The sequence below is a fragment of the Orientia tsutsugamushi genome, from assembly GCF_900327275.1.
GTDB lineage: Bacteria > Pseudomonadota > Alphaproteobacteria > Rickettsiales > Rickettsiaceae > Orientia > Orientia tsutsugamushi.
On the sequence record NZ_LS398548.1, the window covers coordinates 1,606,322 to 1,627,445 of the forward strand.

Genomic DNA, 21,124 nt, shown 5'->3' on the forward strand with positions numbered 1-21,124 from the left:
GATATGGAAAAAGATCTTGCAAAGATTGCTCCAAGTAATATTCAGGCAGAGCAAATGATACTTGGTGCAATTCTGATTAACAATCGTGCGCTATATAACATTAACGAATTTTTACTGCCGGAACATTTTTATGAACCATTACATGGTAAAATATACAAGTCAATTAATCTCATTATTAGTAAAGGAATTAGCGCTACTGTAATTTCGCTCAAAAATATGCTAGGCAATGAACTCGCATTTGAGGAAATAGGTGGAGTGGATTATCTAGCTAAACTTACAACGTTAGCATTAAGTATAGTTAATGTTAATGAGTACGGCAAAATAGTATATGATCTTGCGCTGAGGCGTTATTTAATTGAAATTGGAGAAAAAATAGTAACAAATGCATATTCTTCTACTTTAGCAGATTTAGCTATAACTCAGATCGAAACTGCTGAATCTCAATTATATGATCTAGGTTCAAGAGGAACTTTAAGTAAAGGATTTACAAAATTACAAACTTCAATTGAAGAATCATGGACATCAATTTCATCTGCTATTAAAAATAAAAACTCTATTAACGGTATTAGTAGTGGACTACTTGACCTTGATTCAAAGCTTGGAGGATTTAAAAATTCTGACCTAATAATATTAGCTGGCAGGCCATCAATGGGTAAAACTGCTTTAGGAGTTAACTTAGCAATAAATGCTTGTAAATATTTTCTTACTCAAAAAAATACTAAAGATAATGTAGTGCCATCAGTTGGATTCTTTTCTTTAGAAATGTCATCTCAGCAAATCTCTACTCGAATTCTTTCTATAGAATCAGAAATTAATAGCTCTGCATTATTTAACGGTAAAATAGATGAACAAGATGTTGATAAGTTAAAGACTGTACAAGACCAAATACAAAAGTGGAATTTTTTTATAGATGATGCTCCAGCAATCTCGATATCTGCAATTAGATCTCGAGCTCGTAGACTTAAACGTACTCATAATTTAGCAATATTATTTATTGATTATTTACAGCTAATAAAAATTGATTCCAGAGGAAGTCAGTATAATCGAGTACAGGAGATTTCTGAAATTACTCAGAGCTTAAAAGCTCTTGCTAAAGAGCTCAATATTTCAATCATTGCGTTATCTCAATTGTCTAGAGCTGTAGAACAAAGGACAGATAAAAAGCCTATTCTCTCAGATCTACGAGAATCAGGTTCAATTGAACAGGATGCAGATATTGTAATGCTCATATATCGGGACGAATATTATCTATCTAGATCAGAACCAGATCCAGGTACTCGAGAACACATAGAATGGAAAGCTAGACAAAATAAATGTTATAACACTGCTGAAATAATTGTTGCTAAACACCGTAATGGTCCGGTTGGTACAGTGAAGTTGCACTATAATAGTAGGTATTCTAAATTTGGCAATATTGTTAAAAACTATCAGCAAGCTTAATAAACACTAGATTATGCATAAATGAAAAAATGCTTGTCCAAAAAAAAATTACAGCAAAATTTTACTCATTAACACCAGAGATATGCAACTTAAGATTAATTTTAGCATCGTGATAACTGAATTCAAAAAAATTATAATTTAATTTGCTTCTTTTCCAGTTTTTATCTGGGATTGGAGTATACAAAAAGTTTAAATTATGGTATAATTTATTAATAACTATTTAGAGGTGGACAATGATAGATTTTTATAGTGAGAGCTTAATAAATAAGCTGTTCAGAACCAACATAAGATTTAACACCAAAATTGATCTTGATAGAGTTGAAAAAGCAATACTTTACGCTAAAAAATATCATGGCCAGCAAAAGAGAGATACTGGAGGACTATACTATACACATCCATTGAAAGTAGCGTACATGGTATCAGACTACAGCTCTGAAACAGATACAATTATTACTGCAATACTACATGATACACTTGAAGACACAAAACTAACTAAAGAAAGAATAAGGTACGAATTTGGCGCTAATATTGCAGAACAGGTTTCAGACCTTACCAGAGTTAGGGATAATAAGAAAATCAGTGCTATGGAAATGATACAAATATTACGCAGCCAAAATAAAACAGAACTATTACTGATCAAACTTTTTGATAGATTCCATAATATTACAACTATATTCATCAAACCTCCTCACAAAAGGCAAGAAATAATATTTGAAACTCAGCAAGAATTTATAGCTCTTGCTGAATACCTTAAACTACCAGAGATTGGAGAACGCTTAAGCGAATATTGTAAACTTCATGCTAGTTAAAATGTAGTAAATAATTGAGAATGAAAGGATTAAATATATGATATTAAAATCTAAGACTAAGTATACCTTACATAGCGCTATTCAAGATGGTGATATTAAAAAAGTGAAGCAGCTTATTAATAAGGATATTACACTTGTCAATTCAAAATATAAAGATGGCACTACTGCTTTATCTGTAGCTTTGAAATATAAGAATCTACCTATTGCCGAGATTTTACTAAGCAATGGAGCTAACGTAAACGCACAAGATAATGATGGGCACACTGCTTTACATCTCGTTGTTGACACAATTCAAGTATATTATGAATTTTTCGAAAAATATCCTACCTATTGCAATGATCATATAGCATTACTGCTAAAATATAATGCTGATGTAAATATCGAGAATAATCAAGGTAATACACCTTTATCTGATGCTGTTGAATGCAAATGTGTAGAACCTTTAGCAATTATGCTAAAACATAATTCTACTGGTATTAATAAAAAATATGATGAAGGAGAAACACTACTACATATTGCTGTTCGTAATGATATCGTAGATGTTATACAGCTTTTGATTGATTATGGAGCAGATATTGATGCAAAAGATGATAACGGCATGACTACTATAGATTATGCTGCTAAAAGCGGTAATACAGATGTATTCAACTTTCTAACTGAACAATCGGTCCCATGGTATTAGGTTTCAACAGATAGCTAATATGTTAATGCTAATAAAGAGAAGTTAATATGAATGTTTTGAAATCACTTTTACAACCGTGTTATGCTGTTATATTAGCATTCGTTGTATTATCTTCACCATCGATATGTACAGCGAATAATAATGTAAACTTCAATGCTTTCAAAGATAGTATTGATACTTCACAATTCTATATAAAATTTTCAACTGGTATTGCTGCTAGCTACGATACATTAGAAGCTGGAATTGGTTATAGATTAAATCGGCACAGAATGGATGTAAGATTAGGATTTATGTGTCATCACAACTGTAGAGATAACTTTATTCAAGGAAATTATTATTACAATATAATTGAAGGTAACAAAGCATCAATTGTTGTTACAGGTGGCCTAGTATCAGCTTTCAATAGTGATAGCGATACTGGTATAGACTTAGGAGTTGGAACAGCAATAAACTTATCAAGAGATACATATTTAGACGGAGTTGGTACAACAATAAACTTAGCAAGAGATACATATTTAGACATTGAATGTAGCACAATAGCTAACTATACACCACTTCCTATTTATATACGATTTGGATTGCGGGTTCACATTTAATAACTAGCAAGTTTTATAGTTAGTAATGATTAGCTCATTAACAGGATTGCGTTGTTCATTGATTGAGTATACGACTGTAACGGTATTGATATTAAAATCTTTGTATAAGTCTCTAATAAAGGCAGTATTATTATTTGAGATCATAATCTTAACACCTTTATTTGTTAATTCTTGGACAAAATCCCGTAATCTAATTTGATCTTTTTCATCAAATGGAAGTCTAGTGTAGAACCTTTCTCCAGATTTATGATAAGGAGGATCGAAATAAACGAAGTCACCTTTTTTAGGTTCTATAAATGAAAAATCTGTAGCATAAATTGATACACCATGTAGAAGGCTGCTGCATTGGTTTATTCTAGATGCAATATGGAGTTTAATGTAGCATTCACCAGAAAATGTTTGAGCAGATTGTCCATTTTTGTAGACTCTATAAATTCCCCTAAAAGAGTATTTATTAAGATATATAAATTTTGCGGTAATCTCATTCGGATTATTACTATATTTGTTTTTAACTTTATAATAATAATCCTTCGAATGATGTTTGTGATATAAACTCAGTAATCTATTGACCTCATTAGGATTATTTTTAACAGCATTATAGCTAGTAATTAAATCAAGATTGATGTCAGACAAAAAACATTGTTTAAAAAGATGCCTAACTTGAAAAAATAAAGCACCGCCACCAAGGAATGGTTCATAGTAATTATAGTGTGGACCTTGAGGAAGATGTTCTATTAATTTATTAACAATTCTTCGTTTACTACCAATCCAATGAAGAAAAGGCTTAGACTTATTAGCAACAGCTACTGACACATGAAGTTTAATTAATTTCTGTTAGTTGAATCTCTATTGAGATTATACCAGAAAACAGCTTGTAATGCTAGTAATAATAACGCTTACAAGACTTTTTATGTATCCTTTTTGAATAAGATTTATTATTGATTATAACCATAAGTAAGGAATGTAATAATTTTACATCAGCATTAGATTATTATGCAAAAATTTAACCTAAAAATTAAAAGATTTTAATAGACTAATAAAAATTATAATGCTACTCTATACCTTATATTATCTAGGTTTCAAAACTTTGATGATAATGATCTGAAGATTAAATAAAACAAAGGGTTGAACTTTTGAAATTAATCTTCAGAAACCATTTTTTAAACAAAAATAGTAGGGGAATTCTATGCCTATTCAAGACGAAGGTCAAAATAAAATCAATAAATTAACCGAAAAATTATCTACAGAGGGAATTAATAGCACAACAATAAAACAGATAGACGCTGAATTGCAAAAACTATACTTTCAGCTAGAGGAATCTGAGCAAGTAAGCATAAATTGCATAGAGTGGATACAATATTTTAGGCTAATAGTAAATAACTACGACAGAAAAAAAGTAAATATAATAGCTTCTCTAAATGGAATGATTTTTTTATTTAGACAATACATAGCATCAACGAATGTAAGGATTGAAACATTTAACATAGAATCGCTAATAAATAATTCTGTTATCAGAATGAGGAAAAATTTTGAGAATGAGAATATAAATCTAAATGTTCAAAATGACATAAAGCCGATTCTGATTGGAGACAGTTTCAGAATAAAAGCAGTAATAAGCCAGTTAATTGGTAGTGCGGTTATAAATAGTAGCAAGAATAGCAAGATTATTGTCAACGTCAATCAGAATTCAGAAATATTACAATTTACAGTACAAAACATAGGACTAAGCACTTCTAAAGAAAAATTAGAAAGAATAAATGCTGAACTAGAGAATACGAATTTGGTAATGTATCAAGAACTAGGAGAAGGATTAGCATTTATAAAACATCTTACACATCAGATGAAAGGAAATCTACGAGTGAAAGAGCGCAATAATTATGTAACTTTTTCATTTGATGTACCAACAATAGTTTGAATTATTCTTTAGGAGAATGCTATGAAAGAAAAGAAGAAAACAATTAACCAATGGATGGTACAAATTCCTCCAATACCAATTAAGTTGGTGAATGGAGAGAGTGAGAATATCGATGAATATATGGAAATAATAACAAAGCTAAGAAAAGCGAAGTATCAGGTCGAGGTAGCTGAATCATTGAAAGAATATTGTACAGATTTAATACAGGAGATTAAATATAGATTTAATATTGCAACGAGTGAAATTGCAAGGCTAGCAAGCGAGATCATGTTAAATGATTCGGAAAATAAAGATAAGCTGAAAACAATATTAAATCGATCAACAAATCTTCAAGAGTACTGTAATGATGTAGTTTACACGCTTAGAAGCGAAATTGAGAATGAAAATTTATGTTTAAAAAAATTTAGCATACAAAAGCTAGTAAAGAATGCCGTTAGGCGACTAGAAGACATTGCAAAAGAGAAAGATATAAAAATCAATTACAATTTTCAGTACAAAATGAAGGATATTGTGATTGGAAATAGTGATCATTTACAGGCTATATTAAGTCAATTAATAGGAAGCGTCATTAGATTTAATCACAGCTGCCAGGTTATAATTACAGTTCATTTGTTTACTGTAAAAAATTATATAAAAAGCGATAACATACTACAATTTAGAATACACGATACAGGAAGCGGTATTTCAAAAGAAAAATTAGGGAATATAAAAGCTAAATTAGCTGATTTTGAATTGGTACGAGACTATCCGCTAATGCTGGAATCAGGATTATGGTTTGTAAATTACCTTATTAATCAACTTAATGGAGAAATGGAAATAGAAAGCGAAAAAGACAAGTTTACAACCATTACTTGCAATATTCCAGTACAACTTTTTTAATCAAATTAATTCGCTTCTTTCCCAGTTTTTATCTGGGATTGAAGTATATAAAAAGTTTAATTTATTGTATAATTTATTAAAGATTATTTAGAGATGAAAAATGATAGACTTTTATAGCGAAAGCTTACTAAATAAGCTGTTTGAAACCAACGTAAGATTTGACACTAAAATTGATCTTGATAAAGTTGAAAAAGCAATATTTTATGCTAAAAAATATCATGGTCAGCAAAAGAGAGATACAGGAGAACTATACTACACACATCCATTAGAAGTAGCTTATATGGTTGCATACTACAGCTTTGAAACAGATACGATTATTACAGCAATACTACATGATACTATCGAAGACACAACACTAACCAAAGAAAAGATTGTTAAGGTATTCGGTAGAAAAATTGCGGAACAGGTTTCAGATCTCACCAGGATTAAGGATAATAAAAAAATTAGTTCTAGAGAGATGATTCAAACATTATATAACCGAAATAAAACAGAACTATTATTAATTAAGCTTTTCGACCGATTCCATAATATTCAGACCGTATCAATAAAACCTTATGAAAAAAGACAAGAAATCATACTAGAAACGCAGCAAGAATTTATACCTCTTGCTAAGTACCTTAATCTACCAGAAATTGCTATAGAGCTAAATAAATACTGTGAGCTTTATGTTAAAACTAAAGTTTAATAGGTGGTTAATGTAGTGAATTGCAGAAATTAAAATTCAATAAGAGAATGTTCATGTAAGTTATTTTGTTGTATAATTAAAAAAGGTAGAAAAAATGAAAAACATATGCATTTATCAAGATTTCTAGATCCAAAGAATGATGTAGCATTTAAAAAGATATTTGGATCAGAAAAAAACAAGGACATACTAATACATTTTCTGAACGATATATTGTTGTTTGAAGGAAATAGAAAAATAATAGAAGTAGAGTTTTTAGGAACGATATTAGATGCAGACATAGCGTCCAAAAAAGAATCAATAGTAGATGTTTTGTGTAAAGATAAAAACGGTGCGCAATATATAATAGAAATGCAAGTAGATCCTACACAAGGATTTGAAAAAAGAGCACAGTATTATGCAGCAAAAGCATATGGCAGGCAACCAAATAGAGGAAAAGAAGGAAAATACTCAGACCTAAAGGAAGTTATATTTATAGCAATAGCAGATTATAAATTGTTTCCAAATAAAGAAGACTATATATCAAGGCATGTAATATTGGATAAAAAGACATATGAGCATGATCTAAAGGACTTTTCATTTACCTTTATAGAATTACCAAAATTTAAAAAAGATAAAGTGGAAGAGTTGAATAATATAACAGAGAAGTGGTGCTATTTTTTTAAACATGCAAAAGAAACAACATTAGATGGATATAATAAAATAATAGGCGAAGATTTAATAATAAAAAGAGCGTATGAGGCATTAGATCAGTTTAATTGGAGTGAAGACGAACTAATAACCTATGAACAAGAGTTAAAGCGTATATGGGATAATAAAGCAGTCGAAGATTATAAACTCGAACGCGCTAAAGCTGAAGGCATAAAGCTCGGTGAGGCTAAAGGTAAAGCTGAAGGTAAAGCTGAAGGTAAAGCTGAAGGCATAAAGCTCGGTGAAGCTAAAGGTAAAGCTGAAGGTAAAGCTGAAGGTAAAGCTGAAGGCATAAAGCTCGGTGAAGCTAAAGGTAAAGCTGAAGGTAAAGCTGAAGGTAAAGCTGAAGGCATAAAGCTCGGTGAAGCTAAAGGTAAAGCTGAAGCAAAAAAAGATTTTGCAATAAAATTATTGAAATCTGAATTATCAGTTGAGACAATTGCTGAATATACGGATTTATCAATACAAGAAGTATTAAATTTAAAAAATAGTGTAAAATAATAAGAAATATACAACACAAAATCTTACTTTTGATGTGTTGTATGCTACTTCTATTAGATGCTTTATATCACACTACAAGCTCTAGTTTGTACTGAACATTGAGAAGGCCATTCTTTAAGGCCTCAATGTCCTTAACATGGCCGCACCATTCTTGACGAAAACTGTTTCATTTTAAGCCATGAAGGCGAATGTGGCGCTTAGTGTTTTCGTCTGGTTCAGAGGCAAATTTTAAAATCACAGCCGCTTTATTTTGCTGCTCTTTATCAAAAATATCTTTACCTATTGTAGTCCAATGATCCTGAACATTTGGATGTTGTGTTAAAGTTTCTTTTAGTGAAACAATTGCACCAAATAAAGTATTTGTTGGTAAGTGATCAAGCTTAGCTTTAGCAACTAATCCACCCATTTCGATAAGACGTCGAGTACGCATTTTACGTTCTTTAATTTTAAGGTTAACCTCATCCATGATTAGCCTAGCCTTTTTTTGTTGAAGAGTAATTTTTTGCTGCATAAGATTTGCCATGTTAGTAATTCAGAAAGATAAAAAAATCAGGCAAGAATATATCAAAATACAATTCCAGTAAAGAAAAAAAACCGCGCCTACCAAACCAACATCAAATAATTATAGTCAAAAAAACGTGAATTCAAGGTTAGAAGCTTCATTAAAGAATAAGCTTAAGCGGGTAGGTAAGCGCAGAAGCGCTTTTCCTCCCAAAGAACCGTACAAGCGAATTACTCCGCATACGGCTCAAGCAATTTACAAACAGCTGCAATAAGTTGTCCGCGATTACTGTGTACTTGTCGATGGCAGTTTTCATGCAATAAGCACAAATTGTTAATATGGTCAGTGCCACCACATCTTATAGGTGTTATATGATGTACATGAACACTTTCACCATTATCTATTAAATCAAAACAAACAAGACATTTACCCTTTTGTCTACGCCAAAGAATCTGCCTAGATTTAAACAAATACTTAGGGCTATCAGCCTGACGTTTATGCCAATATTCTCTAAGTTTTGAATTATCAGGAGAAGATTTACCTTTAACAAGAATATGTCGTTTAATCGTTGTCCATTGTAATTTCCATAGATATAGATCTTTATTCATAAAGACCCAATTATCATTTCTGCCTTTAATGCGACCCCAATACTTTTTCTTAAGCCATTCCCAGGATTTTTTAGGATGTTTTCTACATGCAAATCTTGCTTGTCGAATCCACATCCAACAGTCTAAATTGGAAAAAATTTTCTTGGACACAACTTTGTTGAAATAACTGCACCATCCAAATATTTTAGAATTTAGATTATCAATTATTCTATCAATATTCCATGAGAAACTTTTTTTCCATTCTATTGACATTCGTTTTTTAAACGACTTTATAGAGTCTTTAGACGGTTTAACTAGTAGAGCTACACCTCTTCTTGTACTATTGGTTTTATATTGTCGAATATTAAATCCAAGGAAATCAAAACCTTCATTAATATGAAGTATCCTGGTTTTTTCCTTTGACAATTCTAAGCCTCTAATACTTAACCAATCATTAATAATACTTTTGGCTCTGATACATGAGCTTTCTGACTTAGCGCAAACGACAAAATCATCAGCGTATCTCACTAAAGCATATTCGGATTTAGAATATAGGTGATCATACTTATTATAGATAATATTAAGTATATCACTCATTCCATGAAGAGTTATGTTTAAAAGTAATGGAGAAATTAATCCACCTTGTGGAGTACCAGCTGTTGTTTTGATAATTTGATAATCCTGCATTACACCAGATTTAAGCCATGCTTGAATCCAATTACGAGCAGGGAAATTTCCTATAATTTTCAAAAGAAAATTATGATCAATATTATCAAATGCTCCTTTAATATCAGCATCTAATATCCAATTTCTATTGGTTCCATGTCGAATAATACCAGATATTCTCTGTATTGCATCGTGAGCGCTACGTCCAGGTCTAAAGCCATAGCTGCAACCTTCAAACTTAGCTTCCCAATATGGTTCAAGTGCTGATTTTACAACAGCCTGTCTACACCTATCCAAAATAGTTGGCAAGCCTAAAGGTCTAGATTCGCCATTACTTTTTGGTATGTATACACGCTTAATCGGTTTTACAGATGATAGATTATTATCTGCTAACTTTTCCATCAACAGACTCCTTTCTTTATCTGTCTTAACAACTATTTTATCAATTCCAGGACTTTTTCGTCCTTTGTTGATTTGAGTAACACGTCTTATAGCAAGTAACCTATTTGCTCTTGATTTTAACATCAATCTTTGTAAGTTACGTACTAACTTCATATTACCATTTGCAGATGCCCTATAAATACGTCTACGAAGATTATTAACCTTTTGTATAATTTCTTTCCAGTCTATTGAATGCCAATAGATTTTCTTGAAATTATCTTTAGTCTCAATTGTTACATTTGCGTTTAGCATCCAACTTTTCCAATTAATTCATAATCTTGTTTACCTATTTAGGGTAAATCACCAGTCTTAAGTTAGCATCATTTCTGATTAGCATATAAATGCCTATACACTCAGTTATTAATTTCTGTAGTCTTTCGACTTAGTGTCATTTGCTTTCTAAGACCTCTCTTACCTACTATCAGTTGCCTAATAATAGGCTTACCATGTTTCACTCATCAGAGAGACGTTAAGTTGGTTATCTTCTTTATACCGAGGAGCTGGCATTTTTAAAGAAGGCTGCGTATTCCTTCTTACAGCTAAGCTTTTCAGCTTTATCCTTATAACAGAATTTATCTGGAGTATCTGCTTCTGCATTGACGATATTTTCCATACGAAGATTCACTTTCGTTTAACCAATTTTAACTTTACCTTGCCCCTATTTCCCATCCAGATTAGTACTTTAGTTAGGCTTTCTATCGCGCTTAGTACAAGACCGTTACCAATCTCGCACCGCAATAGCGGTAACTAAGGTTTAAATGCAACCTTGCTACATTTCTGTAGTCTCTGTTTGAGCGACCTCATGTCGCACTACGCAATATGCAATCTATAAAGATTGCTGCTAAAAAATGAGTACTCATTAACCGATTGAATGTTAAAAAAAAAGAAGTTTATGCTAGCAAAATCAAAAAAACCATGCTAACTTAAAACTCAGGTGAGAATTGGTATTGAGATGGCTATACAGTTTACAAGGATTGAATTTTTAACTAGAAGTAAAGGAGGTGATAGTTGTCGTAAGGCAGCGTATAATGCAAGAACTATTGTTGAAAACGAGAAGACAGGTATAAAGTATAACTTCTCTCGTAAGAAAGATAACGTATATCATACAGTGCTGATACCTGATTATGTAAATCAAGACTTCAAGAATATTCAAACATTAATGAATGAGGTAGAACGAACCGCAAAAGACCCAAACAGCCAGTTGTTGAAGGATATCGTAATAGCGTTGCCAGATGAGAAGGAGCTAAATTTAGAGCATAGAATAGAACTAACTCATCGAATAGTTGATGCAATGGAATGGGTGCAAAATGGTCTTGGAGTACAGATAGACATTCATAAGCCTCAAATAGGAGATAAAAACTGGCATGCACATATATTGCTCACTATGAGAAGATTTAGAAAAGATGGAACTGGTTTAGGAGATAGAGCAGTAGATTTAAACCCAAAAATCATAACAGTTAATGGCAAAAAGGTTGTTATTAAAGATCACAAGATGATTCATGAAATAGCAAAAGAAGAAACTAATGCATATTTCGCTGAATTAGGCTTGCCATATAGAGTTGACGAGACAAGCGAAGTGCCTGGAAAGCATATTGGACCTCGTAGAATTAGGAATTTTATTAATGAAGTATTAAATGAAAATGAGTTACGTAAAGAGGCTCATTTGAAGATTATTAATGATGCTGACGTAATAACAGATTCTATAACACATTACAAATCTATTTTTACTAAGCAGGATGTTGAAAAAGCAGTAAAAGATATACCAGATCCAACACAAGAGAACAGTTAGTTCAGCAAGTGCTTAGTTCAAATAGAATACTAGAGTTATATCATGATGATGGTGAAAGTAGCAAATATTTTACGACAATTGAGGTTCGAAATGAGGAGACGAGAATAATCAGAATAGCTAATAAAATCAATAATCAGGTTTATTACAACGATATTTACAATCTTAAAAGTGATATCGAAGGTCTAGCAAATGTTAGTGAAGAACAGAAACAAGCTCTAAGGCATATTTTGCTTAGCACTAGTGGAGTTAGAGTCTTAAGAGGAAGAGCTGGTACAGGAAAATCTTATGTTTTAATAAAAGCGCATGAGCTCGCAACAAATCGTGGACAAAAAGTTATTGGCCTTGCTCCTACTCATAAGGCAGTATCAGAGCTGAGGAGCAAAGGTTATACAGAGGTCTATACAGTAAAAGGATTTTTATATAATCGAAAAAAAATTTTTATGCAAGACAGCTTAATAGTAGTAGATGAAGCTGGAATGGTAGGTACTAAAGCTTATGCAGAGCTGTTTAGAGTAGTTAGAAACAATAATTGTCAACTGATACTTGCTGGAGATGAAAAACAGTTAGCTTCAATAGAAAGAGGTGGAATGTTTGAGATGCTGAGTAATATTTTTGGTTCACATGTTTTAGTAAATATTCGAAGACAAAGTGAAAACTGGAGCAGAGAAGCAGCAATGGAGTTTGCTGAGAGTAATATTTTAAGCGGTATAACCTTACTGAGGCAAAATAACAGCGTTAGGTTTGATAATACGTTGCAGGACTCAATGAGTAAATTAATATACAACTGGAGTCTAAGCAAATTTAAACCACATGAAAAATTGGTAATTACAGTACGTAATAAAGATGTCGACATTCTTAATTCAAGTATTAGGTCTTTGTTAAAAGCAAATGGTACGCTAAAAGGCACAGAATATGAGCGTTCTATTGATGGAAGGAAAAAGTCATATATGGCAGGAGATAGAATCGTATTTCAAAAAAGCTATAAGGATTTACAAATACAAAATAGTGAATTTGCAACTTTAACTTCGGTTAGTAAAAATAAATTTATAGCTAAGACAGACACAGGAAAAGAAGTGAGTTTTGATCCTAGTGAAATACAATTTAAACATGGCTATGCAAGTACTGTTTATAAGGTCCAGGGAGCTTCTATAAAAGATGTATACGTTTTGCATAATGGAGTAAGTAATATAAGCAGCTCATACGTAGCTATGACAAGGCATATAAAGAGCTTAAAGTTATATTGCAATAAGGAAGCTACTGGAAGCATTAACAGTTTAATAAATCAGCTCAGCAGACCAAATGAGAAATCAGCTAGCATAACTCTGAAAACTGCTCATGATTTTGAGAAAGAACGGACAAAGACAACTGTTTTTAGTAAAATTGAAAACTGGTTTAAGTCTATAATCAATGATATCAATGATAGATCTAATGTGAATAAAGAATATTATCATTTTACCGCTAAACCAGAGGAAGAAGCTAAAGTAGAAAAAGTCCAGCTGAAAGATATTTCTACTCCATTATTTATGCAGATCAAAGAACAAAGACAATATGATTATGATGTAACCATTCTGTCAGCAGAAGGAAAAACGATATCAAGTTTTCAGGAAGCTGGCATTGATAGCAGAATGGTATATAGCTCAAATGTAAATAATTTAAAGTATTATCAGCCATTTCAAGGAGAAAAGATTCTTATAGCTGCAAATAATGATAAACAAAATAAAGAATATGTAAGCACTATAAACGAGGCTGCAAAAGTACTGACAAGCAAAGGAGCAATTACTAGCATCGTAATTCATTCAGAAGGTGAAGATTTTAACGAAATGCTAAAAAATAAAGGAGCCATAGCTGTTAAGGAGCTTATGATACCTGAAATCATGAAGTTAATTAATACTCAGAACGTAAAAACAGAGTCTGAACAAGTGGTGAAAACTGACATAGCTCAAAAAATTGGACTTAGACGGTAGTGCTGAAGATTTGAAATTGAATGTAAGCTATTCATTCACAGGGCGAATTACAAAATAAGATAAAAAATGATAACCGAAAGCGATTTTTGTAATTCGCATTATGCCTTGCTAAGAGAATATTGGAAGCGCTGGAATTTTGAAGATCTGCATCTGTTAGAAAACTATCTCAATAATCACTTAGCAATAAAATTATAATTCAAACGGTAAAAATATCAAATATTTATACCACAAAACAATTTAGTGATGCGAAGGTGAGGTTTTATATGACTGACAAAATCAATGATTCAAATAATTTCAATAACATTCATAATTCAAAAACAGAGATAGAAAATTCTAAGGCTAACAGCTGGAACCACAACGTGGCTGTAAAGCTGACAAATGGTGATATTGCTGATGGCATAGTGCTACTTAGTGATAATAATAGCTTGAGAGCTGATAACACTCTAAAAGAATCAATAAACCAATTAATCAATGATTGGAAGAATAGTAAATTTGAGCTGCAGGATCGTTTGATAATTGCTGACCATAAAGAAGCTGAAAATATTAATCAAAACATCAGAAACTACATGAAGGAAAATGGTGATCTAAAAGGTACAGAATACAGCATTTTAATTTCAGGAGCTGAATCAAAAAAATATGCTAACTACATGGCTGGAGACCGAATTATCTTTCAAACAAACGATAAGGATTTACAAATACAAAACAGTGAATTTGCAACTCTAGTATCAATTGATGAAAATAAGTTTGTAGCTAAGACAGATACAGGAAACGAGGTAAGCTTTGATTTGAATAAAATAAGCTTTAAACATGGATATGCTACAACAGTTTGTAACCCACAAACAGCTGTCAAAAAAGATGTATATGTTCTTCATAATAATGGTGTAGGAATAGAAAGTTCTAACATAAGCATGATAGGGAATGCAGAGCAAGTACGGCTGTACTACAATGTGCAAGCTACAAAAAATGTTGCTAACCTAATAGAGCAGCTTAGCACAGCTAAGACAGACTCTATCAATTCAAAAGAGGAGAATAATGATGTTCAAGCAAATGAAGTAAGGCAATATCAATCTGCTCAAAACTATAGAAAAAACGATTATTATTCAAATAGCGAGGAAGACCTACAAAAATTGAAGGATGCAATAGCTTATAGAGCTGACACTATAGCTCGTGATATTCTTGGAGATCCAAATAAGCGCCTATCTACATACGGAAAATTACGTTGGGGAGACACTGGCAAAATACAAGTAACCACCGAGGGCAAGTACGCTGGAAAATGGTATGACTTTAGTACAGGACAAAAGGGTGATTTATTATCCCTGGCTCAAAGAGAAAGAGGATACAGCTTTTTTGAGGCAAAGGAATATTTGAAAAGTATGGTTGGAATGTCTAATATTAGTCAACGGTATCAGAGACCGCCTAAGACTGACGATTCTCAACAATACACTCAACAATCTGAAAGTGTTAAAATCGCAAAAGTTCAAAACTTGTATGAACGATCAAGCAGAATACATGGTTATGAGATAGATACGAGCCCAAGCGCAGAAGTTGAAATAGTAAAAAAGTATCTTGAAAATCGTGGTATTACTTTTGACAAAAGCACCGCAAGTTCAGACTTAAAAGGAAGTATACTGTTTGATACTCAAACGAGAGAAAATTATCCAGCATTTACAGCATTTGCAAGAAATTCAAAAGGGGAAATTACCGGAGTACAGGCCGTATATCTAAATTCGGCAGGAGATAAGGCGAATATTTTAATTAACAGAAGATCTTTCGGCAAAATCAGCGGATCGTTCATAACAATCGCAAAGCGAAATGCGAATGACCCTAATATAACAATTATAGCAGAAGGCGCTGAAACAGCATTGAGCTTGCAGCAATCAGGCATTAAAGGTAATATCATTGCTAGTGCAGGAATTTCGAATTTGAGAAATTATTCACCATTTCCTGGTGAAAAAATCATCATTGCAGCAGATAATGATAGCAAAAATCCTATAACTTATAATACTGTAATTAAAGCTGCAAAAATGTTAGAAATGAAGGGAGCGATAACTTGTATAGTCAAACCACCAGAAAATGGTGATTTTAATAATCTGCTGCAAAGTTGTGGAGACCAGTCAATTAGAGACATTATAGAACCTGAAATTACTAAACTGACTAAGGCAGTTGAAACAACCAAACTTACTCAAACAGAAAATAATAGTATAGCAAAACAAAATGATATTACGAATGTTAAAGAATTGTATAATAAATCGTCATCTCTATACTACTTTAAACAAGAAGAGGAAGCTAAGGTGGAAACGATAGTAGTTAATAAATATTCAGAAAACCATACAGGAATTTATAGTTCAAAAATCTTTAATAATTCATAATTTAAGGGCAAATATGGTTTTTGATGAAGAGACTCAAAAATCCTGGCCTGCACTCACTATTTTTGTTAAAAATGACAAAGATGAAATTACTGGAGCTAAGATATTAGCTCTGAATTCAAAAACATGTAATAAAGCTGATGTAGCTGAAAAATCTGTTGGTACAATTAGTGGGTCATTTGCTGAAATTGCTCAACAGAATTCAAAATACTCACCTGTAACAATCATTACAAAGGATATTGAAACAGCGTTAACCATTCAACAAGCTGGAGTCGAAGGCAAAATCTTATGTGCAATTGAAGCCGAAAATTTGCAAAACTATAATCCTAGCCCAAAAGAAAAGATCATTCTAGCAGTTAAAAATGACGTAAATACTGAAAAAGCTGAAAAAGTTCTAGAGGATAAGGAAGCAGTAGTCTGTACAGTCAAAAATGACTTCAATAATGTATTAAAAACTCAAGGATTATATGCTGTTAGAAATATTATCAGCCCTGAAATAAGAAAACTTAATGAAAAAATTGAATCAATACAAACTAATATACAACAAAGATTATGTCCGAAACACTAGGCAGAGTATGACACAGCATTTTTTATTTAAAAAACTATAGAGTGAAAAAATATGACAAAAAAATTAAAGCATGATTCATTGGCAAAGACAATCATGAGCGATCCAGTAGCTGCACAAGAATTTCTAGAGTATTATTTACCAAGCGATTTCAAGAGTTTAATAGATTTATCACAAATAAAAGTAGAGCAAGAGAGTTATATAGAAGAATCGTTAAAGAAAAAATACAGCGATATCGTCTATAGAGTTGCAACCAAAAAGCATGGCAATGCTTTTATTTATATATTAATTGAAGCTCAATCAACCGTCGATTATTGGACAGCTCTGCGGTTATGGAGATACACATTGTTATTGTGCGAAAGGCATAAGAAAGAAAAAACTAAATTACCATTAGTGTATAATTTAGTGATCTACAACGGCAAAGAGGTCTACAACGCACCTAGGAATTTGTGGGATTTATTTACCGATTCAATGATAGCTAAGCAATTAATGACTTCTGACTATCAATTAGTCGATTTGCAAAGTATGTCGAATGATGAAATTGTTAGGAAAAAGCATATCGGAATGCTCGAATATATGCTAAAGCACATTCATCAACGAGATATGTTAAAGCTTTGGGAAGAGTTTCTAATAAAGTTCAAACATGTTTTAATACTTGACAAAGAAAAAGGCTATATTTACCTACGATCATTTTTATGGTATACTGATACTAAATTACTAGAGAGTCAGCAACCAGAATTAGAGCAGGTTCTGGCTAAGTATTTATCTGAAGAAGAAAAAAGTAATATTATGAGAACTATTGCTGCAAAATATATTGATGAAGGTATAGAGATTGGTGAAACTAAAGGCATAGCTAAAGGCAGAGCTGAAGGCAGAGCTGAAGGTATAGAGATTGGTGAGACTAAAGGCAGAGCTAAAGGCAGAGCTGAAGGCAGAGCTGAAGGCAGAGCTGAAGGCAGAGCTGAAGGCAGAGCTGAAGGCAGAGCTGAAGGCAGAGCTGAAGCTGCACAAGAGCTTGCAATGAACTTATTAAAAGCTGGCTTTTCAGTTGAATTTATTTCTGAAAATACCGGATTGTCAAAAGAAGAAGTGATTAATTTAAAAAATAACATAGAGTATTAATTTTTCGAATTAATACTCTACTAACTTAAGTTTTTTGAGCAATTTATATCCCCAAACAAAAGCTGTATTTAAGTTTTGTAGCTGCATAGTTAGTTTTGTGATAGGAAAGTTACCAGCAAGCTTTACATAACATGTAAGGTCTGGTAGGTTCATAATTTCAGATGGCATAACTAAAATCTTTTTACGCTCAACATTATTCATATTTACCCCATCTCGCATAGTATTTGATCCATATGACAAGTTCTCTTGAGTTTCAATTATCTCTTGCTCACCTAGTGTTAATGCTGATTTATAGGCTGTAACCTGATCGCTAACTCGAAAAATAAATTTACTATTAAACAAATCCAGCATAGAAGCACATTCAGCAGCCCCATATATTGCTTCTAATTGATGAATGTTCTGCAATCCAGCAACAAAGCAGCCTCCATACTTTCTACTTTCAGCTAAAGCAACTGGTAAAGACGAAACTTTTTGTAGAGCTGGCAGTTCATCAAGTATAAACCACATGTTTTTGTTATCATGATTAGGATTTCTACACATCAAAGCCTTGATAGCTATGCTTATCCAGGCTGAAATAAGTGGGCATAAAGTAGCTCTTTGATTTGGGTTAGCTGTGATAAATAGCCAGCTAGTTTCATTTGAATTACTAAACCATTCTTTTATGCTAAAACTACCTCCAGGCTTTAAATATTGTAGCGAAGTAATATTCTTTCCAAGCGTAGACTGAATTCCTGCAGAAGTTTCGAGCGCGCTTTCGCTTATAATACCTGATACGGCAGTGCTTCTAAAAGCTTTTGCAAATTGTCTATTATCAGAGTAAATGATTGTATGAATTAGTTTTATGATATCTTTATCATCCTTATATAGCTTCAATGCTTCAGACAAGACTAATTCAGCATTTTTAGCAAAAAAGTCATCAAGTTTAGGAGTATAATTACTAAAACTACTCGCTATATCATGAAAATCAGCTGCTTCAAAACAATCATTCCAAGGCAACCATTGTTCACTATTTTTTTCAAAAGGATTAAGCAGCTTATCACATTTAGGGTCAAAAAATCTATCAGTAAAAGCTCCAGTAGTGTCTACAATTATTGCTCGATCCTTATGTAATCGAATTTGTGGTAGCAGTTCGTTAAGCATATTAGTTTTACCGGTACCTGTTGTTCCAGTAATCAGAATGTGTAATCTTTCACTATTCTTTACTAATGGTAAGCCTCCAAAACGGATTTTCGAGGCCTTTTTAGCGCTTTTTAGCATTTTGGCTAAGCATTTGTATCCTACAAAATCAGCACCTCTAATTTTGGCCTTAATAATCGTTTTTTTACCTTGAGCTGTAAAGAAAACAATTGAGATTATCACACCAATAGTAAAAACAATTAATCCTTCTAACAATGCTGAATTGATTAAGAATTCCCATAATTGCTGTATTTTAAATCCATGTTGGCCTGTATAAAACTCATGCAAAAAGTCTTGAGCATTGAGGTGCATCCATTTTTTAAACCTTAAACTATAAAACTTAATGCCTATTTGATCGATATCATAAAAATGCTCACCAATTGCTAGCTTAAGCTGCACATATCTTTCAATTACAAAATAATACAAACTGCTCAGACAAACTTTTTGATATAATCGACATATAATCCAGAATATCGATAATCCTAATCCAATTATAAAAACGTTGGTACTACCTTGCCCAAACATTCTTAACTTATGAGCAAATAACTGCGATCCTCTTGTGAAATTTCCTTGATTCTGAAAATTCATCTATCTCAAGAGTATTTTTTCAATATCTGTAGTTTTTGCTCATAGTCTTTTGCAATAGTAAAATTCTTGAATTCTGTTAACCTTTTAATTGTTGCTTCATATTCTGATATAAGATTAGGCATATATTTAATAGCTAAGCTAAAATTCTCCTTAGCATTTGAGTATTGCCCTAAACTTACTAATGAAATTCCTTTTTCAAGATAATTTTCAGCAAAATTAGGGTTATACTTAATAGCAATATCAAAATTTTCTATCGCTTTTTGGTGTTTTCCTAATTTCTCAAAAATCATTCCTTTACGGTAGTAAGCCTCTGCACAATTCGGATTGTATTTAATTGCTAGATTGCAGCTTTCTATTGCTTCTGAATACCTTTTTAACATAGTTAGCACATAACCTTTATTACGGTATGCTGTTGCATCATTAGGATCGTATTTAATAGCTAAATCAAAATGTTCTATTGCATTCTGAAATTGTCCCAAAATTGCTAAAGTTAAACCTTTATTATGATATGCTTCTGAATAATTTGGTCTGTATCTAATAGCTATATCATAGTTTTCGATAGCTTCTTGAATGTACCCTAAATTCATTAAAGCTATGCCTTTGTTATAATAAGCTTCTGGATTATTAGGTTCATATTTAATAGCTATATCATAATTTTCCATTGCGTATTCATACTGTCCTAATCTAGCTAAAGAAGCTCCTTTATTATTATAAGCAGTTACATAGTTAGGTTTATATTTAATAGCAAGATCACAAAGTGTTATAGCTTCTTCGTTTTTTCCTAATTTCCTATAAGATACAGCTTTATTATTATATGCTTCTGCAAAATTAGGTTTGTGCTTAATAGCTAAATCATAATTTTCTATAGCTTCTATGAGCTTTTCAAGATCATCTAAAGCTATTCCTTTACTATTATATGCTGATGCATAACTTGGATCATACTTAATAGCAATATCAAAATTTTCTATTGCTTCCTGATATTTTTTTAGCCTTAAAAAAGAACTTCCAATATTGAAATATTCTTTAGCTAAAACATTTTCGTCTTTAATGCTATTTTGTTGAACTAGCTTGCTTTCTTCTGCTGCAACAGCTGTATTTAAAAGCATTAGCAGTAAAATTATTGTTATAGTTAATTTATATATATTTTTCATAAATCCAACATAC

The 21,124-nt window shown here is 32.1% G+C and carries 18 protein-coding genes and 2 pseudogenes; 14 read left to right on the forward strand and 6 right to left on the reverse strand.

Annotated features, from left to right (window positions below; all coding sequences use genetic code 11):
- Positions 1-3: 3 nt before the first annotated feature.
- The 4 genes from DK405_RS08385 to DK405_RS08400 all read left to right on the forward strand — a co-directional run bounded on the left by DK405_RS08385 (position 4) and on the right by DK405_RS08400 (position 3,527).
- On the forward strand, positions 4-1,440 hold the full coding sequence (locus DK405_RS08385; protein WP_064613112.1) for a replicative DNA helicase: 1,437 nt from the start codon (positions 4-6) through the stop codon (positions 1,438-1,440).
- Between the two features lie 233 nt (positions 1,441-1,673).
- Positions 1,674-2,249, forward strand: coding sequence for an HD domain-containing protein (locus DK405_RS08390; protein ID WP_064613111.1), 576 nt, complete (start codon positions 1,674-1,676; stop codon positions 2,247-2,249).
- Positions 2,250-2,286: 37 nt separating this feature from the next.
- A complete protein-coding gene (locus tag DK405_RS08395) occupies positions 2,287-2,931 on the forward strand; it encodes an ankyrin repeat domain-containing protein (RefSeq protein ID WP_064613109.1) in 645 nt (214 codons plus the stop codon).
- A 47-nt stretch (positions 2,932-2,978) separates the two neighbouring features.
- A complete protein-coding gene (locus tag DK405_RS08400; RefSeq protein ID WP_064613107.1) occupies positions 2,979-3,527 on the forward strand; it encodes a hypothetical protein in 549 nt (182 codons plus the stop codon).
- A gap of 3 nt (positions 3,528-3,530) precedes the next feature.
- Here the strand turns inward: DK405_RS08400 and DK405_RS08405 are convergent, their stop codons facing one another.
- On the reverse strand, positions 3,531-4,340 hold the full coding sequence (locus DK405_RS08405; protein ID WP_045917205.1) for a DNA adenine methylase: 810 nt from the start codon (positions 4,338-4,340) through the stop codon (positions 3,531-3,533).
- 373 nt (positions 4,341-4,713) lie between these two features.
- On the opposite strand from DK405_RS08405, the gene DK405_RS08410 reads away from it, so the two are divergent.
- The 4 genes from DK405_RS08410 (at position 4,714) to DK405_RS08425 (ending at position 8,194) form a co-directional block, all read left to right on the forward strand.
- Positions 4,714-5,442 (forward strand): sensor histidine kinase, encoded by a 729-nt coding sequence (locus tag DK405_RS08410; RefSeq protein ID WP_109510667.1) that lies wholly within the window; start codon positions 4,714-4,716, stop codon positions 5,440-5,442.
- A 21-nt stretch (positions 5,443-5,463) separates the two neighbouring features.
- Entirely contained in the window at positions 5,464-6,321 is an 858-nt protein-coding gene (locus DK405_RS08415; protein ID WP_064613094.1) for a sensor histidine kinase, read from the forward strand.
- 100 nt (positions 6,322-6,421) lie between these two features.
- A complete protein-coding gene (locus DK405_RS08420; protein WP_064612908.1) occupies positions 6,422-7,006 on the forward strand; it encodes an HD domain-containing protein in 585 nt (194 codons plus the stop codon).
- A 105-nt stretch (positions 7,007-7,111) separates the two neighbouring features.
- Entirely contained in the window at positions 7,112-8,194 is a 1,083-nt protein-coding gene (locus DK405_RS08425; RefSeq protein ID WP_109510668.1) for an Rpn family recombination-promoting nuclease/putative transposase, read from the forward strand.
- Positions 8,195-8,261: 67 nt separating this feature from the next.
- On the opposite strand, the pseudogene DK405_RS08430 reads toward DK405_RS08425, so the two are convergent.
- The 3 genes and pseudogenes from DK405_RS08430 to DK405_RS15105 all read right to left on the reverse strand — a co-directional run bounded on the left by DK405_RS08430 (position 8,262) and on the right by DK405_RS15105 (position 11,003).
- Positions 8,262-8,717 (reverse strand): annotated as a pseudogene (locus DK405_RS08430) (conjugal transfer protein TraD).
- Between the two features lie 209 nt (positions 8,718-8,926).
- Positions 8,927-10,642 carry a group II intron reverse transcriptase/maturase gene (ltrA, locus tag DK405_RS08435; RefSeq protein WP_109510571.1) on the reverse strand — a complete coding sequence of 572 codons (1,716 nt, stop codon included), beginning with the start codon at positions 10,640-10,642 and terminating at the stop codon, positions 8,927-8,929.
- A gap of 235 nt (positions 10,643-10,877) precedes the next feature.
- Positions 10,878-11,003 (reverse strand): hypothetical protein, encoded by a 126-nt coding sequence (locus DK405_RS15105; protein WP_269459331.1) that lies wholly within the window; start codon positions 11,001-11,003, stop codon positions 10,878-10,880.
- Positions 11,004-11,324: 321 nt separating this feature from the next.
- On the opposite strand from DK405_RS15105, the gene DK405_RS16230 reads away from it, so the two are divergent.
- From DK405_RS16230 to DK405_RS08455, 6 genes and pseudogenes are all read left to right on the forward strand, one after another.
- Positions 11,325-12,179, forward strand: coding sequence for a MobA/MobL family protein (locus DK405_RS16230; protein ID WP_231967739.1), 855 nt, complete (start codon positions 11,325-11,327; stop codon positions 12,177-12,179).
- A gap of 8 nt (positions 12,180-12,187) precedes the next feature.
- Positions 12,188-12,862: pseudogene (locus DK405_RS16235) on the forward strand (AAA family ATPase); the annotation flags it as partial.
- A gap of 483 nt (positions 12,863-13,345) precedes the next feature.
- A complete protein-coding gene (locus tag DK405_RS16240) occupies positions 13,346-14,143 on the forward strand; it encodes a conjugal transfer protein TraA (protein ID WP_458693005.1) in 798 nt (265 codons plus the stop codon).
- 263 nt (positions 14,144-14,406) lie between these two features.
- A complete protein-coding gene (locus DK405_RS15845) occupies positions 14,407-16,512 on the forward strand; it encodes a toprim domain-containing protein (protein WP_410522041.1) in 2,106 nt (701 codons plus the stop codon).
- Positions 16,513-16,525: 13 nt separating this feature from the next.
- The gene (locus DK405_RS15850; protein ID WP_064613387.1) at positions 16,526-17,077 is read left to right on the forward strand and encodes a hypothetical protein; all 552 of its coding nucleotides are present in this window, start codon (positions 16,526-16,528) and stop codon (positions 17,075-17,077) included.
- Between the two features lie 51 nt (positions 17,078-17,128).
- Positions 17,129-18,196, forward strand: a complete 1,068-nt coding sequence (locus DK405_RS08455) for an Rpn family recombination-promoting nuclease/putative transposase (protein WP_109510669.1) — start codon at positions 17,129-17,131, stop codon at positions 18,194-18,196.
- Positions 18,197-18,205: 9 nt separating this feature from the next.
- Here DK405_RS08455 and DK405_RS08460 read toward each other — a convergent pair whose 3' ends face one another.
- Together DK405_RS08460 and DK405_RS08465 are read right to left on the reverse strand one after the other, a co-directional pair.
- Positions 18,206-19,960, reverse strand: a complete 1,755-nt coding sequence (locus tag DK405_RS08460; protein ID WP_109510670.1) for a type IV secretion system DNA-binding domain-containing protein — start codon at positions 19,958-19,960, stop codon at positions 18,206-18,208.
- 5 nt (positions 19,961-19,965) lie between these two features.
- Positions 19,966-21,111, reverse strand: coding sequence for a tetratricopeptide repeat protein (locus DK405_RS08465; RefSeq protein ID WP_064612684.1), 1,146 nt, complete (start codon positions 21,109-21,111; stop codon positions 19,966-19,968).
- Positions 21,112-21,124 lie beyond the last annotated feature (13 nt).